Annotated in this window: 15 protein-coding genes; 7 read left to right on the plus strand and 8 right to left on the minus strand. The window is 69.4% G+C overall.

Features of this window, described 5'->3' with window-relative positions; all coding sequences use genetic code 11:
* Window positions 1-227: 227 nt before the first annotated feature.
* The 7 genes from D7V88_RS29010 (at window position 228) to D7V88_RS29040 (ending at window position 6,514) form a co-directional block, all read left to right on the plus strand.
* Window positions 228-656, plus strand: a complete 429-nt coding sequence (locus tag D7V88_RS29010) for a hypothetical protein (RefSeq protein ID WP_120543870.1) — start codon at window positions 228-230, stop codon at window positions 654-656.
* 114 nt (window positions 657-770) lie between these two features.
* Entirely contained in the window at window positions 771-1,196 is a 426-nt protein-coding gene (locus D7V88_RS29015; protein WP_120543871.1) for a hypothetical protein, read from the plus strand.
* A 103-nt stretch (window positions 1,197-1,299) separates the two neighbouring features.
* Window positions 1,300-1,755, plus strand: a complete 456-nt coding sequence (locus D7V88_RS29020; RefSeq protein WP_120543872.1) for a hypothetical protein — start codon at window positions 1,300-1,302, stop codon at window positions 1,753-1,755.
* Window positions 1,756-1,887: 132 nt separating this feature from the next.
* Complete coding sequence (hutU, locus tag D7V88_RS29025) at window positions 1,888-3,543, plus strand: urocanate hydratase (protein ID WP_120543873.1); 1,656 nt, start codon at window positions 1,888-1,890, stop codon at window positions 3,541-3,543.
* A 10-nt stretch (window positions 3,544-3,553) separates the two neighbouring features.
* Complete coding sequence (locus tag D7V88_RS29030; RefSeq protein WP_120543881.1) at window positions 3,554-4,279, plus strand: hypothetical protein; 726 nt, start codon at window positions 3,554-3,556, stop codon at window positions 4,277-4,279.
* Window positions 4,280-4,282: 3 nt separating this feature from the next.
* Complete coding sequence (gene hutI / locus D7V88_RS29035; protein ID WP_120543874.1) at window positions 4,283-5,551, plus strand: imidazolonepropionase; 1,269 nt, start codon at window positions 4,283-4,285, stop codon at window positions 5,549-5,551.
* Window positions 5,552-5,638: 87 nt separating this feature from the next.
* Entirely contained in the window at window positions 5,639-6,514 is an 876-nt protein-coding gene (locus tag D7V88_RS29040; protein ID WP_120543875.1) for a class II glutamine amidotransferase, read from the plus strand.
* Window positions 6,515-6,524: 10 nt separating this feature from the next.
* Here D7V88_RS29040 and tsaE read toward each other — a convergent pair whose 3' ends face one another.
* The 8 genes from tsaE to tilS form a co-directional block, all read right to left on the minus strand.
* Window positions 6,525-7,004, minus strand: coding sequence for a tRNA (adenosine(37)-N6)-threonylcarbamoyltransferase complex ATPase subunit type 1 TsaE (gene tsaE, locus D7V88_RS29045; protein ID WP_120543876.1), 480 nt, complete (start codon window positions 7,002-7,004; stop codon window positions 6,525-6,527).
* Window positions 7,001-8,533, minus strand: a complete 1,533-nt coding sequence (locus D7V88_RS29050; RefSeq protein ID WP_120543877.1) for an NAD(P)H-hydrate dehydratase — start codon at window positions 8,531-8,533, stop codon at window positions 7,001-7,003. Before D7V88_RS29050 ends, tsaE begins: the two co-directional genes overlap by 4 nt.
* Before the next feature lie 19 nt (window positions 8,534-8,552).
* A complete protein-coding gene (acpS, locus tag D7V88_RS29055; protein WP_120533555.1) occupies window positions 8,553-8,927 on the minus strand; it encodes a holo-ACP synthase in 375 nt (124 codons plus the stop codon).
* A gap of 5 nt (window positions 8,928-8,932) precedes the next feature.
* Window positions 8,933-9,658 carry a pyridoxine 5'-phosphate synthase gene (locus tag D7V88_RS29060; protein WP_120533554.1) on the minus strand — a complete coding sequence of 242 codons (726 nt, stop codon included), beginning with the start codon at window positions 9,656-9,658 and terminating at the stop codon, window positions 8,933-8,935.
* 130 nt (window positions 9,659-9,788) lie between these two features.
* Window positions 9,789-11,183: a phosphoglucosamine mutase gene (glmM, locus tag D7V88_RS29065; RefSeq protein WP_120543878.1), complete on the minus strand. Its 1,395-nt coding sequence runs from the start codon at window positions 11,181-11,183 to the stop codon at window positions 9,789-9,791.
* A gap of 168 nt (window positions 11,184-11,351) precedes the next feature.
* Window positions 11,352-12,572: a dihydropteroate synthase gene (folP, locus tag D7V88_RS29070; RefSeq protein ID WP_341870719.1), complete on the minus strand. Its 1,221-nt coding sequence runs from the start codon at window positions 12,570-12,572 to the stop codon at window positions 11,352-11,354.
* Window positions 12,573-12,789: 217 nt separating this feature from the next.
* Window positions 12,790-14,706 carry an ATP-dependent zinc metalloprotease FtsH gene (ftsH, locus tag D7V88_RS29075; protein ID WP_120543880.1) on the minus strand — a complete coding sequence of 639 codons (1,917 nt, stop codon included), beginning with the start codon at window positions 14,704-14,706 and terminating at the stop codon, window positions 12,790-12,792.
* A 182-nt stretch (window positions 14,707-14,888) separates the two neighbouring features.
* Window positions 14,889-15,193, minus strand: a 305-nt coding sequence (gene tilS, locus D7V88_RS29080; protein ID WP_147448907.1) for a tRNA lysidine(34) synthetase TilS, incomplete at its 5' end; no start/stop codon positions are given.

Raw genomic sequence — 15,193 nt, forward strand, 5'->3', positions numbered from 1 at the left:
CCATCCCCTCCACCATCGACTCCAGGTACTCGCGCAGCTCTCTGTCCAGCTTGCGCATCTGTGCAGGGGTCATGACCTCGACGTAGATCATGCCCCTCGACTCGACGCAACTGACTGAGTAGTACTAAGGACTAGCCCATATTTTCAAGCCTCGCGGCCCTGTGCAGGATGGGTTCACGCGGAGTGTCCCCCGACGCCGCGTTTCATCCCCTCTTGGAGGTTCCCCCATGAAGTCCTTGCGCTCCCTCGTCGTCGCCGCGCTGTTCCTGTCCGTCCCCGCCCTGGCCGCGGACGTCCACAGCATCTGGTCCAGCCAGGGCCTGTTCGTGAAGGACAACACCGCGGGCTCGCTCCAGGTCACGAGCTCGAACGCGGTGGTGAGCTGGAACGTGGCCACCCGCGCCGCGTTCGTGAACTTCCACGGCTTCGCGGGCGGCAACGAGTACGACTTCGAGCTCGTCGGCTCTCCGGCCACCACGACCCTGTATGAAATCACGGGGCTCTGGAACGTCCGCCGCAATGGCGTGCTGGTCTGCGGCGGCTGCACCGGCCGCGCGTACGAGCTGACCTCACCGGTGGGCAGCTACTTCAAGGTCTACACGACCGGTGAGGTCTACGGCTTCGGCTCCTACGTGACGACGCGCAAGGACTACTGAAACCCGGCTTAGCCAATTAAACTCGTCTTTCATGTATCACCGGTCTCATGCAGGATGGGTTGCACGCGGGGTGCTTCACGGCACTCCGCGTTTCCCCCCAGCAGGAGCCATTCCATGAAGGCCATCGCTTCCTTCGTCGCAGCCGCCGCGTTGTTCGTGTCCGTCCCCGCCCTGGCAGGCCACAGCATCCAGTCCACCCACGGCCTGTCCATTGTCGACAATTACGCGTCGTATCCGGCGACGGGCGTCAACATGACGATCACCTGGAACGAGAGCACGTTCGCCGCGTATGCGAGCTTCAACGGCATCGCGAACGGCAACACCTACGCCTTCAACCTGGTCGGCTCGTCCGTGACGTCCGTCACGTCCTCCAACATCACCGGCCTGTGGAACATCCACCGCAACGGCGTGCTCCTCTGTGGGGGCTGCACCGGCAGCGCCTATGGACTGACGGCGCCGGTCGGCTGGGGCATCAAGTTCTACACGAGCGGTGAGGTCTACGGCTTCAGCGCCTACGTGGACTCGCGCCAGGACTACTGACGCGCGGCGCCTACACGTTAAACACGTCTTTCACGCATAGCGGGTCTCATGCAGGATGGGGGCACACGCGGAAACCCCCGCGCCCCCATCACCCGGAGCTCCCATGAAGGCCGTGCGTTTCGCCGTCGCCGCCGCGCTGCTGTTGTCCCTCCCCGCCCTGGCCGCCGCCGGGGTGCACAGCATCTGGTCCGACAGCGGCATGTACATCGCCGACAACTCGGGCTCGACCCTTTATCCGGTGACGGAAGGGGGCGTGGTGATCAGTTGGAGCGACTCCACCGGGGCCATGTTCGCGAACCTGCACGGTCGCGCCGTCATCCTTGGCAGCCCCACCCCCACCTTCCGGGACTATGACGTCGAGCTGATCAGCGGCTCCGCCAGCTTCCCCACCGAGAACGTCATGATGGGGCAGTGGAACATCCGCCGGAATGGCGCGCTCCTCTGCGGCAACTGCCGGGGGACCCTCGTCGGGCTGGACTCGGGCAGCAGCATCCAGTTCTTCGACAGCACCAACAAGTTCCGCTTCTTCGCCAGCGTGGGGGCGCGCAAGGACTACTGACGCACGGCGTCCAGGCGGCCCGGGTTCGCGAGGGGACACGGCCTGCACGGCGGCCCCCCGCGACGTGGGAGGTTCGGTTAGGGTGCCCGCCCGGGCGCCCCTTCACGCGCCACCTTTCCAGGAGCCTTCCGCATGTCCCGCATCATCCGCGCCTCTCGCGGCACCACCCTCTCCTGCAAGGGCTGGGTGCAGGAGGCCGCGCTCCGGATGCTGATGAACAACCTCGACCCGGACGTGGCCGAGCAGCCCGGAGACCTCGTCGTCTACGGCGGCACCGGCAAGGCCGCCCGCGACTGGCCGTCGTTCGACCGCATCGTGTCGAGCCTCCAGAGCCTCACCGACGACGAGACGCTGCTCGTGCAGTCCGGCAAGCCCGTGGGCATCCTGCGCACGCATCCGGACGCGCCGCGCGTGCTCATCGCCAACTCCAACCTCGTGGGCCACTGGGCCAACTGGGAGCACTTCCACGAGCTGGAGAAGAAGGGCCTCATGATGTACGGCCAGATGACGGCCGGCTCGTGGATCTACATCGGCACGCAGGGCATCCTGCAGGGCACCTACGAGACCTTCGCCGCCGCGGGCCGCTTCCACTTCGGCAGCGAGGACCTGGCCGGCCGCCTCATCCTCTCCGGCGGCCTGGGTGGCATGGGCGGCGCGCAGCCGCTTGCCGCCACGATGAACAACGCCGTGTTCCTGGGCGTCGAAATCGATCCGCACCGCGCCCAGCGCCGCGTGGAGACGCGCTACCTGGACGTCGTGGCCAAGGACATCGACGAGGCGCTGGCCCTGGCGAAGGACGCGCAAGCCAAGCGCGTGGGCCGCTCCATCGCCATCATCGGCAACGCGGCGTCGGTGTTCCGCGAACTGTACAAGCGCGGCATCAAGCCGGACCTCGTGACGGACCAGACGAGCGCGCATGATCCGCTCAACGGCTACATCCCCACGGACCTGTCGCTGGAGGCCGCGGCGGAGCTGCGCAAGCGCGACCCCGAGGGCTACGTGAAGCGCGCGCGCGAGTCGATGATCATGCACGTGCAGGCGATGAACGACTTCCAGGCCGCCGGCAGCCACGTGTTCGACTACGGCAACAACCTGCGCGGCCAGGCGAAGGTGGGCGGCATGCAGAACGCCTTCGAGTTCCCCGGCTTCGTGCCCGCGTACATCCGCCCGCTGTTCTGCGAGGGCATGGGCCCGTTCCGCTGGGTGGCGCTGTCCGGAGACCCGGAGGACATCCGCCGCACGGACCGCGCGGTGCGCGAGCTGTTCCCGCACAAGGCATCGCTCAACCGCTGGCTGGACATGGCCCAGGAGCGCGTGGCGTTCCAGGGCTTGCCCGCGCGCATCTGCTGGTTGGGCTACGGCGAGCGCGCCAAGGCGGGGCTCGCGTTCAACGAGCTGGTCCGCAAGGGCGAGGTGAAGGCGCCCATCGTGATTGGCCGCGACCACCTGGACTGCGGCAGCGTGGCGTCCCCCAACCGCGAGACGGAGGCCATGAAGGACGGCTCCGACGCGGTGGCGGACTGGCCCATCCTGAACGCGCTGGTGAACGCGGTGAACGGCGCCTCGTGGGTGTCCTTCCACCACGGCGGCGGCGTGGGCATGGGCTACTCGCTGCACGCGGGTCAGGTCATCGTCGCGGACGGAACGCCGGAGGCCGCGCGCCGCATCGAGCGCGTGCTCACCTCCGACCCGGCCATGGGCGTGCTGCGCCACGCGGACGCCGGCTACACGGAAGCCACCGACGTCGCGAAGGAGCGGGGCGTGCGCATCCCGGGCCTCACCGCCTAGAGTGCGCCGGATGCCAAGCCGGATCCGCGCAATCTTGATGACGGGGGTGTTGGCCGTGCTCGCGGCCTGCACGCCCACCACCACCGGGCCCATGGTGATGCGCATGGGTCCGGGCATGTCCAACGAGCGGTTCTATCAAATCGGCTTCCGCTCCGGCCCCCGCCTCAGCGCCCCGCAGTTGTCCGAGCGCGGGGAGCTGGACGGCACCTTCCAGGGCGACGCAAAGCCCTTCAACAGCGAGCAGTGGGGCATCGCCTTCGACGGTGCGGTGACGCTGCCCTTGGATGAGCGGCTGTCCCTGCACGTAGGACTCCAGGGGGAGTTCTTCCTCGCGCCGGTGCCGGGCTACGGCCTGTACTCGGGCCTCTCGTACTACATCGGTTCGCCGACGGTGGGCCTGGCCCCGGCGTTCGCGGTGCGGGGCGCGTCGGACTTCGGCCTGGGCGATACGGACAGCACCAGCAGCCTGTTCGGCATGGAGGGCACCTGCGCCTTCACCGTGCATCCGGAGCCCGGCATGTCGCTGGGGCTGGTGCCGTTCTTTGGGGTGAACCAGTCCCTGGTGAACCCCGGCTCGCAGGTGACGAGCGTGTATTACGGCGCCGTGGTGGCCGCGCAGATTTCGCTGGGCGAGGCAGGCAAGTCGAAGCTGGAAGTGTCCGGCGGCTATGGCCGGGCCCGCGCGAATGGCAGCAGTTGGAACGTGCCCATCGCTGGCGTGCGTGGAGGACGCTGACACATGACGGAAGCGCTCGACCTGTGGGTTCGCAACACCTCCGAGGTGCTCACCGTGGAGGGCACGCACCGCGAGCCCGCCGAGGTGGCCCTCACGCCGCGCCCCTCCGCCTGCGTGGGCATCCGCCAGGGCCGCGTGGCCTTCGTGGGGAAGGAAGCGGACCTGCCCAGGGGCGCGCTCACGGACGCGACGGAGATCATCGACGCCGAGGGCGGCTTCGTGGGCCCGGGCTTCGTGGATCCGCACACGCACCTGGTCTTCGCCGGGGAGCGCTCCGCCGAGTTCGACCTGCGCAACCAGGGCGCCACGTACCTCGAAATCGCCAAGGCGGGCGGCGGCATCGTCAACACGGTGGGCGCCACCCGCGCGGCCAGCGAGGAGGAGCTGGCCCGGCTCGCCCTGCCCCGCCTGGAGCGCCTGCTCGCGCAGGGCGTGACGACGGCGGAGGTGAAGAGCGGCTACGGCCTGTCGCTGGCGGACGAATTGAAGATGCTGCGCGCGGTGCGCAGGCTGGGCACGCTGTCCCCGCTGGAGCTGGTACCCACGCTCCTGTGCGCTCACGCGGTGCCGGCGGAGTACCAGGGCCGCCGGGGCGAGTACCTGGACCTGTGCATCAACGAAATCCTCCCCGCCGTGGCCCGCGAAGGACTGGCGCGCTTCTGCGACGTCTTCACGGAGGAGAGCGCCTTCACCGTGGACGAGTCGCGCCGCCTGCTGCTCGCGGGCAAGGCGCTGGGCCTCACGCCGCGCCTGCACGCGGATCAGCTCACCGCCTGCGGGGCCTCCGCGCTCGCCGCGGAAGTGGGCGCCTCCAGCGCGGACCACCTGGAGCAGGTGACGGACGAAGGCATCCGCGCGCTCGCCGCCGCGAACGTCACCGCCGTGCTCGTCCCCACCTCCACCCTCTTCCTGCGCATGCGCCCCTATGCGCCCGGCCGGAAGCTGCGCGACGCGGGCGTCAACATTGCTTTGGGTTCAAACGTGAACCCCGGTTCCTCCATGACGGAAAACCTGGCGCTGGTGCTGGGGCTCGCCTGCCTGGAGAACGGGCTGACGGCCGCCGAGGCGTACTGGGCCGCCACACGGGGCGCCGCGCAATGCTTGGGGTTGCAACGGCAGGGGCGCCTGGCCGTGGGTGATGCGGGCGACCTGGTGGTCTTCGGGTGTCGCAGCTACCGGCACCTGCCTTATCATCTGGGTATCAGCCACGCGCGGGTGGTGGTGAAGAGCGGACAGGTGGTGGGCCGCGCGCGGATGGATTGCTGTCCCTGAGTGGGTGCCGCTGAACAACGGGCATCGTCCGAGGGGGCAGGTGGAACTTCCCTCGTGGGCCGGCCGTTGTAGAGATCAGCTGCCACCATGTGCCGACTATTTGGATTCAGATCCGCGGTTCCCGCTGCTGTCCATACCGCCCTGGTGACGGAGAGGAACTCGCTCCTCATCCAGTCGCGTGAGCACAAGGATGGTTGGGGCATCGCCTCGTACGGCCCGGAATGCTCCCCGCTCGTGGCGCATGGCGTGGGGCCCGCGCACAGCGACCCTGACTTCGAGCGGGTGTCCAGCCAGGTGTCCGCGCGCACCGTGGTCGCGCACATCCGGCTCGCGAGCGTGGGGGCGGTGGAGATCCGCAACTCGCACCCGTTCCACTTCGGCCGCTGGTCCTTCGTGCACAACGGCACGCTGCGCGAGTTCGCGAAGCACAAGGCCGCCGTGGAAGCGCTCATCCACCCGGAGCTGCGCGTCAACATCAAGGGCACCACGGACAGCGAGCGCTGCTTCTATCTGTTCCTGTCGCGGCTCGGGGTGCGGGGCCCGCTCGACGGGTCGGTGCCGGTGGAGTCGATGGCGCGGGCGCTCGCGGAGACGATGACGCTCGTGTCCGCGATGACGGACGTGCCGGGAAGCCGCGAGCCGAAGGAGCGCTCCGCGATGAACTTCCTCGTCACGGACGGCGAGGCGATGGTGGCCACGCGCCGCAACCGCACGCTCTTCATCTCCTCCGGCATCGGCGGCTGCCCGGAAGCACTGCGCGCGCCGAACACGGACGTGCCGCTCCAGCAGTTCCTCGTCGCCAGTGAGTCGCTGTGCGGCGGTCCTCACTGGGCGCAGGTGGATGAAGAGGACGTGGTGGGCGTGGACGCGCGGCTCGTCTTCCGCCGTTGGAAGGTGCAGACGCTGGCCGAAAGCGTGCTGAACCCGCGCGCGCCGGAGCCGAACCACAGCAGCGCGGCCTGACAGCACGGCTTCAGCCGAGCCACGACTCCAGCAGTGCCGCGGGACGCGCGCCGAAGGCCTCCGCCTCCAGGCTCCGCGCGGCCTCCCCTTCATGGCGCAGCGTGACGCGCAGGAACTCGCGCGGCGCGGCCTGGGGGATGCGGTCCAACCACTCCACCAGCATCGCGCGGTCGTTGTCGGCGACCATGTCCACGAAGCCGGTGGCGTACAGCTCCTCGTAGTCGGCCAGGCGGTACAGGTCCGCGTGGTACAGCGGGATGCGGCCCTCGTACGGATACACGATGGCGAACGTGGGGCTCGCGACCTCGGACTTCGCCACCCCTGCCCCTTCCGCCACGCCGCGCACCAGGTGCGTCTTGCCCGCGCCCAGTTCGCCCACGAGGCCCACGAAGTCCCCGGGCGCAAGCAACTCGCCCAGCTTCACGCCCAGCGCATGCGTCTCCTCGGGAGATGGCGACACGAGGCGCCGCGTGCGAGTGGGCTCGCTCATCGCCCCCACCGCACCCAGACCGCCCCCAGGTCCTCCAGGAGGTCCGTGGCGATGAGGCCCATCAAGCCCCGCCGCTTCGCCGCGAGGTCGCCCGCGAGCCCGTGCGCGTACACCGCCGTCCACGCCGCCTTGGGCAGCTTGATGCCCTGCGCGAGCAGCGCGCCGCACACGCCCGACAGCACGTCGCCGGTGCCGCCGGTGGCCATGCCCGCGTTGCCCGTGGGGTTGATGAACACGCGCCCCCCCGGCTCCGCGATGAGCGTGCGCGAGCCCTTGAGCACCACCGTCACGTTGAGCGACGTGGCCATGTTCAGGGCCACGCCCACGCGGTGCTGCTGCACATCCTTCGTCGTCCGCCCCCACAGCCGGGCCATCTCACCCGGGTGCGGCGTGAGCAGCACGGGGCCCTTCGCCCGGCGCAGCACGGTCAGGTCCTCCGCCACGGCATTGAGGGCGTCCGCGTCCAGCACCGCGGGCACGTCCACCGCCGCCAGCAGGTCGCCAATCAACGCGCCCGTCTCCGGCCCCCGGGGGATGCCCGGGCCCATCACCAGCGCGTCCTTGCCCTCCAGCGCGCTCTTCAGCGCCTCCAGGTCGCCCTTGCCCAGCGGCCCCTCTCCCGGCAGGGCGATGCCCATGATCTCCGGCGAGTGCGCCATCACCCACGGCAGCGCCTCCGCGCGCGTGGCCACCGTGACGAGCCCCACCCCGCTGCGCAGCGCCGACAGGGCCACCATCGCCGCCGCGCCCGTCTTGCCCGGGCTGCCCGCCACCACCAGCACGTGGCCGTAGGTGCCCTTGTGCGTGTCCGCGCGGCGCGCCGGAATCACGTCGCGCGCGTCCTGCTCCTCCACCCGCAGCAGCTCCGCGCCCGACACCGCCCGGGCCGACTCACCGCCCAGACCGATGTCCACGCGCCGCACGTCCCCACACAGCGACGCGCCGGGCTCCAGCTCATGCGCGGGCTTCAGGAACCCGAAGGCCACCGTGACGTCCGCCTCCACGCACAGCGCGAAGGGCTCCGCGGTGTCGCTCTGGAGGCCCGACGGCACGTCCGCCGCCACCACCTTCGCCCCCGCGCGCCGCCACCGCGCCACGGTGCCAATCGCATCCGCGAACGCCCCTTCCGGCGCGCGGCGCAGGCCGGTGCCGAAGAGCGCGTCCACAATCACGTCGCCCGCGCCCGACTCCGGCAGCGCTTCGAAGGCGCGCGGCGATTCGCCAAAGCCCTCCAGCGCCTGGAGGTTGCGCTTCGACTCCGCGGTGAGCTTCGCCGGGTCCCCCACCAGCGACACCACCACGCGCGCCCCGCCTTCGAGCAGGAAGCGCGCGGCGACGAGCCCGTCCCCGCCGTTGTTGCCGGGGCCGCAGAGCACGGTGAAGCGCCCGCCGGGACCCGCGATGCTCCGGGCAGCATCCGCGAGCGCGCGGCCCGCGTTCTCCATCAACAACCCGGAGGGCATCCCGTGACGTTCCTGGGCGGCCGCTTCGGCTTCACGCATCTGGACGGCGGTGAGCACGCGCTGCATGGCTTCAGTCCTTCCTGCTTCACTTCGTCTGGAGCACCACCGTGGCCGCGGCCACGCCGGCATCATGGGTGAGCGCGAGCATCGCCTCCCACCCTCGCGCTTCCATCACTTCACGGGCCACGCCGGAGAGCACGAAGCGCGGCGGGCCGCCCTCGCGCACCACCTCCATGTCCTTCCAGTGTACGCCCGGCGGCACGCCCATCGCCTTCACCAGCGCCTCCTTCGCCGCGAACCTCGCCGCGAAGGCACTGGCCGCGTCGTGGCGGGGCGCGCAGTAGGCACGCTCGCCCTCGGTGTACACGCGCGCCAGGAACGCATCCTTGCGCGGACCGTCGAGGATGCGCTGGATGCGCTCGATGGAGCAGAGGTCCAACCCCAGGCCGACGATGGACATGGCGGCTACCCCGGGTCGCGCATCAGTTCCAACATCTCTCGCACCGCGCGCTCGAAGCCCACCAGCACCGCGCGCCCGACGATGGCGTGCCCGATGTTGAGCTCGTCGATCTCCTGGATGCGCGCGATGGCCTGCACGTTGTCGTAGTTGAGCCCGTGGCCCGCCGCCACGCCCATGCCCAGCTTCGCGCTCGCCTTGGCCGCGTCCACGATGCGCGCCAGCTCCCGCGCGCGCTCCTTGTCGTTGCGCGCCTCGCAGTAGCGCCCCGTGTGCAGCTCCACCCGGTCCGCGTTCACCTTGTGCGACGCGCGCACCTGGTCCAGGTCCGGGTCGATGAACAGCGAGACGGCGATCTCCCCGTCCTTCAGGTTCTTGATGATCTTCGCGATGGTTTCGCGCTGGCCCGCGACCTCCAGGCCACCCTCGGTGGTGAGCTCCTCGCGCCGCTCGGGCACGAGCGTCACCACGTCCGGCTTGTACTCGTAGGCGATCTTCACCATCTCCGCGGTGGCGGCCATCTCCAGATTCAGGAGTGTCTGCACCGTGTCGCGGAGGATGCGCAGGTCCCGGTCCTGGATGTGGCGCCGGTCCTCGCGCAGGTGGATGGTGATCTGCCGGGCGCCGGCCAGCTCCGCCATCGCCGCCGCCGTCACCGGATCCGGATACACGGTGCGCCGCGCCTGCCGCAGCGTCGCCACGTGATCCACGTTGACACCCAGTCGCTGTCCCATCGACCGCTCCTCACCCGGCGCGAGGTGCGGGATTGTCCGGGGCCCGGGCCCGCGCCGGCCCCTCTATTCGTGGCCGGCGTCCGGAAGTCAACCGTCCTGCGAGGGCCGCAGGACGGAATGCCCTGTGTGGCTAGCCGTTGAGCGCCTTGGAGAGTGCCTCGACGATTTCGCGGGCGTAGGCCTCGTTGCGCGTCGCGTCCTCGCCTTCGATGAGGACGCGGGCCTTGGGCTCGGTGCCGGAGAAGCGCACCAGCACGCGGCCGGTGGAGCCCAGCTTCTGCTCCACGTTCTTGATGGCCTTCATCACCGTGGGCAGCTCGCCCAGCTCCCGGCGCTGCTTCACCACCACGTTGAGCAGCGTCTGCGGCACGGGCTGGAAGATGGAGGCCAGCTCGCTCAGGGGCTTGCCCTGGCGGCACATCACCGCCAGCAACTGGAGCGCCGCGAGCGTGCCGTCGCCGGTGGTGGTGTGGTTGAGGAAGATGAGGTGGCCGCTCTGCTCGCCGCCCAGGCTGTAGCCATTGCGGCGCATCTCGTCGACGACGTGACGGTCGCCCACGCGGGTGCGCGCGACCTTCACGCCCCACTGCGCCACCGCGCGCTCCAGGCCGATGTTGCTCATCACCGTGGCGACGAGCGTCTTCTTCTTCAGCTCCTTGCGCGCGACGAGCTCACCCGTGCAGATGGCCATGATGGCATCGCCGTCCACGACGTTGCCCTTCTCGTCCACGACGATGAGGCGGTCCGCGTCGCCATCCAGCGCCACGCCCAGGTGGGCGCCGTGCTTCACCACCGCCTTGGCCAGGCCCTCCGGGTGGAGCGCGCCGCACTTGTGGTTGATGTTCTTGCCGTCCGGCGACACGCCCAGCGCGATGACCTTCGCGCCCAGCTCCTCCAGCACCGCGGGCGCCGTCTTGTAGGCCGCGCCGTTGGCGCAATCCACGACGATGGTCATCCCCTCCAGCGTCAGCTCGCGGGGGAAGGTGGCCTTCAGGTAGACGATGTAGCGGCCCCGCGCGTCCTCCAGGCGGATGGCGCGGCCAATCTTGGTGGCCGTGGGGCGGATGTTGTCGATTTCGCCGCTGGAGACCAGCTCTTCAATCTTGGCTTCCGTCTCATCCGGCAGCTTGAAGCCGTCGCGCCAGAAGAACTTGATGCCGTTGTCCTGGTAGGGATTGTGGGACGCCGAGATGACGGCGCCCGCGTCCGCGCGCATGGACGTGGTGAGGTTGGAGATGCCGGGCGTGGGCAGCGGGCCCACCTGCTCCACGTCGACGCCCATGGAGATGAGGCCGGCGGACAGCGCCTGCTCCAGCATGTAGCCGGACAGTCGCGTGTCCTTGCCCACGATGACGCGGTGCCGGTGCGGACCGTTGCGGATGAGGTACGCGAGCGCGCGGCCGAGCTTCATCGCGACCTCGGCCGTCATCGGATAGACGTTGGCGACGCCGCGCACGCCGTCGGTGCCGAACAGCCGCTCCGTCTTCTGCGCTTCCTTGGGGGGCATGTTCATCCTGTACGCCATGTGTCCCGCTCCACCTTTCCCACGCCGGAAGAACTCCGGCCACGCTCACACGTCCCGGGGCTTATACCCCTTCCGACACGCGGGCTCGAACGTAGGGATGGGGCGAGCACCAGGCAAGCACCCAGGCATGCCCGCCTGGCCTCTTTATGACGCTCAGGCTTGCGTGCGTCAGGCGCCGTACAGGTCACCGCCACCCCGGGCGTGGCGAATGGCATCCGCCACCGCCAGCGCGTCGCGCGCTTCCGTCACATCGTGCACCCGGACCACGTCCGCGCCGCCCATCACCGCCATCGCCGCCACCGACCCCAGCGTGGCCGCCAGCCGCTCGGAGGGGCCCCTGCCGCCCGTGAGCTTGCCGAGGAAGGACTTGCGGCTGGTGCCCACGAGCAGCGGCTGACCCAACCCGCGCAGCTCCTCCAGCCTTCGCAGCAGGAAGAGGTTGTGCTCCAGCGTCTTGCCAAACCCGATGCCGGGGTCCAACAGGATGCGCTCGCGAGGGATGCCCGCCAGCAGCGCCTGGAGCACGCCCTGCTCCAGGTAGTCCATCACCTCGCCCATCACGTCCTCGTAGTGGGGCGTCTGCTGCATCGTCCGGGGCATCCCCTGGGTGTGCATCAGACAACACGCCGCGCCCGCCGCGGCCACCACGCCGGGCAGGGTCGGGTCGAAGTGGAAGCCGGTGACGTCGTTGATGAGGTGCGCTCCGGCCTTGAGCACCTCGGTCGCCACCGACGCCTTCATCGTGTCCACGGAGATGGGCACCGACGTGCGCGCCCGCAGGCCCTCCACCACCTGGAGCACGCGCGCCAGCTCCTCCTCCGCGGGCACCGGGAGCGAGCCCGGCCGCGTGGACTCCCCGCCCACGTCGAGGATGTCCGCGCCTGCCTCCGCCAATGCCACGCCGTGCTCCACCGCGCTGGCCGCGTCCGGGAACCGGCCGCCGTCGGAGAAGCTGTCCGGCGTCACGTTCACCACGCCCATGACGTACGTGCGCGTGCCCCACTCGAACCTGCGCCCGCCCAGCTCCAGCACGGGCGTTACCTGGAGTTCGAGCACGGCCTCCAGCGCGCGCGCCAGCGCGTCCGTGCGGGGCGACCTGCGGGCCAGGGCGATGAGCCGCTCGAACTGCTTCCGGCTGCCGGACAGGAGCGCGTCCCCGGCCCGGTCACTGGCCTTGCCCGACACCCAGGTCGGGAACTGTTCGCGCTCCCGGGTGCCGTATTCGGGCAGCAGCTCCTCCTCGTAGGAGGGCCGCCCGCCCGTGACGAGCACCTGCGCGTGGCCCAGCTCTCGCGTGAGCTGCTGGCAGGAGCGCACGGACAGGTTCAGGCGGCGCAGCGCCACCATCAGGTCGTCGGGACGGTCACGGGAGATGAGACGGGCACGCATCACGGTCGGGGCACCTCGGAAAGCACGGGCTGGCGAACGCCCAGTGTCGCCGCTTCCTCGCGCCCACGGAAGGCCGGACGGCACCCTCGTGCGTGCGCGCAAGGTCCGCGTCCTCCGGATTCCGCGCGGGGCCCGGCACCTGCCGGCAAAGCGAAAGGCCCTCCCCGACAGTCGCGGGAAGGGCCTTCGTCACTTCAGCAGGTGCCGCGAGAGGCGACTACGCCTTCTTCGGCTCCATGTTCGGCAGGCCCTCGAGCGCGTCGAGGATCTTCCGCTTGTCCTTCTTCTCCGTCGGCTTCGGGGAGGAGCTGACGCGCGGGGGCGGACGCTCACGGGTGAGCTGGCCGCCCTGCAGGATGATGTTCACGTCCTCGGCGTCGAGCGTCTCGTACTCCACCAGGGCGTCGGACACGCGCTGCAGCACGTCCATCTTGTCGGTGAGCAGTTGCTTGCCGTGCGTGTAGCAGCCCACGACGATGCTGCGCACTTCCGCGTCGATCTGCCGGGCGGTGTCCTCGGAGTAGTCCTTGGACGAGTTGAAGTCGCGGCCCAGGAACACCTCACCGTCGCTCTTGCCGAACGCCAGCGGGCCCATCTTCTCGCTCATGCCCCAGCGGCACACCATGGCGCGCGCCGTTTCGGTCGCCCGCTCGATGTCGTTCGCCGCGCCGCTGCTCATCTCGTTGAACATGATCTCCTCGGCGATGCGGCCACCCATCGCCATGGTGATCTGATCGAGGATCTGCTTGCGGTAGCCGTTCACCTTGTCCTCGGTGGGCAGGCTCCAGGTGACACCCAGGGCCTGACCGCGCGGGATGATGGTGACCTTGTGCAGCGGGTCGCAGCCCGGCAGCAGCTTGGCGAGGAGCGCGTGGCCGGCCTCGTGGACGGCCGTGTTCCGCTTCTCCTTGTCGGTCATGATCATGGACCGGCGCTCCGGGCCCATGAAGACCTTGTCCTTGGCCTGCTCGAAGTCCGTCAGGTCCACGCGCTCCTTGTTCTGGCGCGCGGCCATCAGGGCCGACTCGTTGACCAGGTTCTCCAGGTCCGCGCCCGTCATGCCGGGCGTACCGCGGGCGATGACCTCCAGTTCCACTTCCGGCGCCAGCGGCACGCGGCGGGTGTGCACCTTCAGCACGCCCAGGCGGCCCTTGAGGTCGGGACGGGGAACGATGATGCGGCGGTCGAAGCGGCCCGGGCGCTGGAGCGCCGGGTCCAACACGTCCGGACGGTTCGTGGCGGCGATGAGGATGACGCCGTCGTTGGACTCGAAGCCGTCCATCTCCACCAGGAGCTGGTTGAGCGTCTGCTCGCGCTCGTCGTGACCGCCGCCCAGGCCCGCGCCACGGTGGCGACCCACGGCGTCGATTTCGTCGATGAAGATGATGCAGGGGGCGTTCTTCTTGCCCTGCTCGAACAGGTCGCGCACGCGGCTGGCGCCAACGCCCACGAACATCTCCACGAAGTCCGAACCGGAGATGGAGAAGAACGGGACGCCCGCTTCACCGGCCACCGCGCGGGCGAGCAGCGTCTTGCCCGTACCCGGAGGGCCCATCATCAGGACGCCCTTGGGGATGCGGCCACCCAGCTTGGTGAACTTCTTGGGGTCCTTGAGGAAGGCGACGATCTCCTCCAGCTCCTCCTTGCACTCGTCCACGCCCGCCACGTCCGCGAACGTGACCTTGTTGTGGCTTTCGCTCAGGAGCTTCGCCTTGGACTTCCCGAACGTCATCGCCTTGCCGCTGCCGCCCTGGAGCTGGCGCATGAAGAAGATGAAGAACAGGAACAGGAAGACGACGGGCATCCACTGCCCGAGGATGGTGAGCCAGAGGCTGTTCTGCTCCTCGCGCTCGTACTTCACATCCACGCCGGCGGCGCGGAGTTGGTTGAGCACGGCCACGTCCGGCGGCGGTCCCGTGGTCCGGAACTTGTCGGTCGAATCGTTGAACGTGCCGGAGTAGGTGTTCCCCTTGACGGAGACGGCACGGACCTTCTTCTCCTCCACCTTGGTCAGAAGCTGGGTGAAGGTCGGTTCCTGCACCTGCTCGTTGCCTTGCGAGAAGAAATTGTAGAAGGCGACGAAGAGGACGATCAGGATGACCCAGAGCCCGATGGTCTTGTAGGTCGAACGCACGTTTCAGCTGCCCTTTCGGTACTCGGCGGGATGAGGGCCGTGCCGGGAAGAACCCCGGCGATGTTCGTCAGTTGCCCGGCGCCCGCCTGTGTGCAGGCCAGCGACGGACCGTATCAGCAACAGTAAAAAGCCCTCAACTATTTAGGGGTCCGCGACCATCCCCCCGTTTCGAGGCATCGACTCTATAACCGACGCCTCTCGCGTTCGCTTGAGACCGGAGGCGACGCCCACAGGGAGTGTCGGGAAGCCACCTCGCGCCGGTCCACGACGGAAGCCAGGACCCCCGGAAGCCACAACACCCCCCCGTCCGCGTCCACCACCACCGGTTGAGCGTCGCGCGCCTCCGCCGGAACACGGGCATCCACCAGCACGTCCTGCAGCTTGCGGTGGCCCGAGCGCGTGCGGACGCGGTCCCCAGCCTTCCGAGAGCGCACTGTGAGCGGCCACGCGGTCTCCTTCCCCAGCGCGAACTCCAACACGCCTGGAG

Origin of the sequence: Corallococcus terminator (genome assembly GCF_003611635.1) — a bacterium.
GTDB classification, from domain to species: Bacteria; Myxococcota; Myxococcia; order Myxococcales; family Myxococcaceae; genus Corallococcus; species Corallococcus terminator.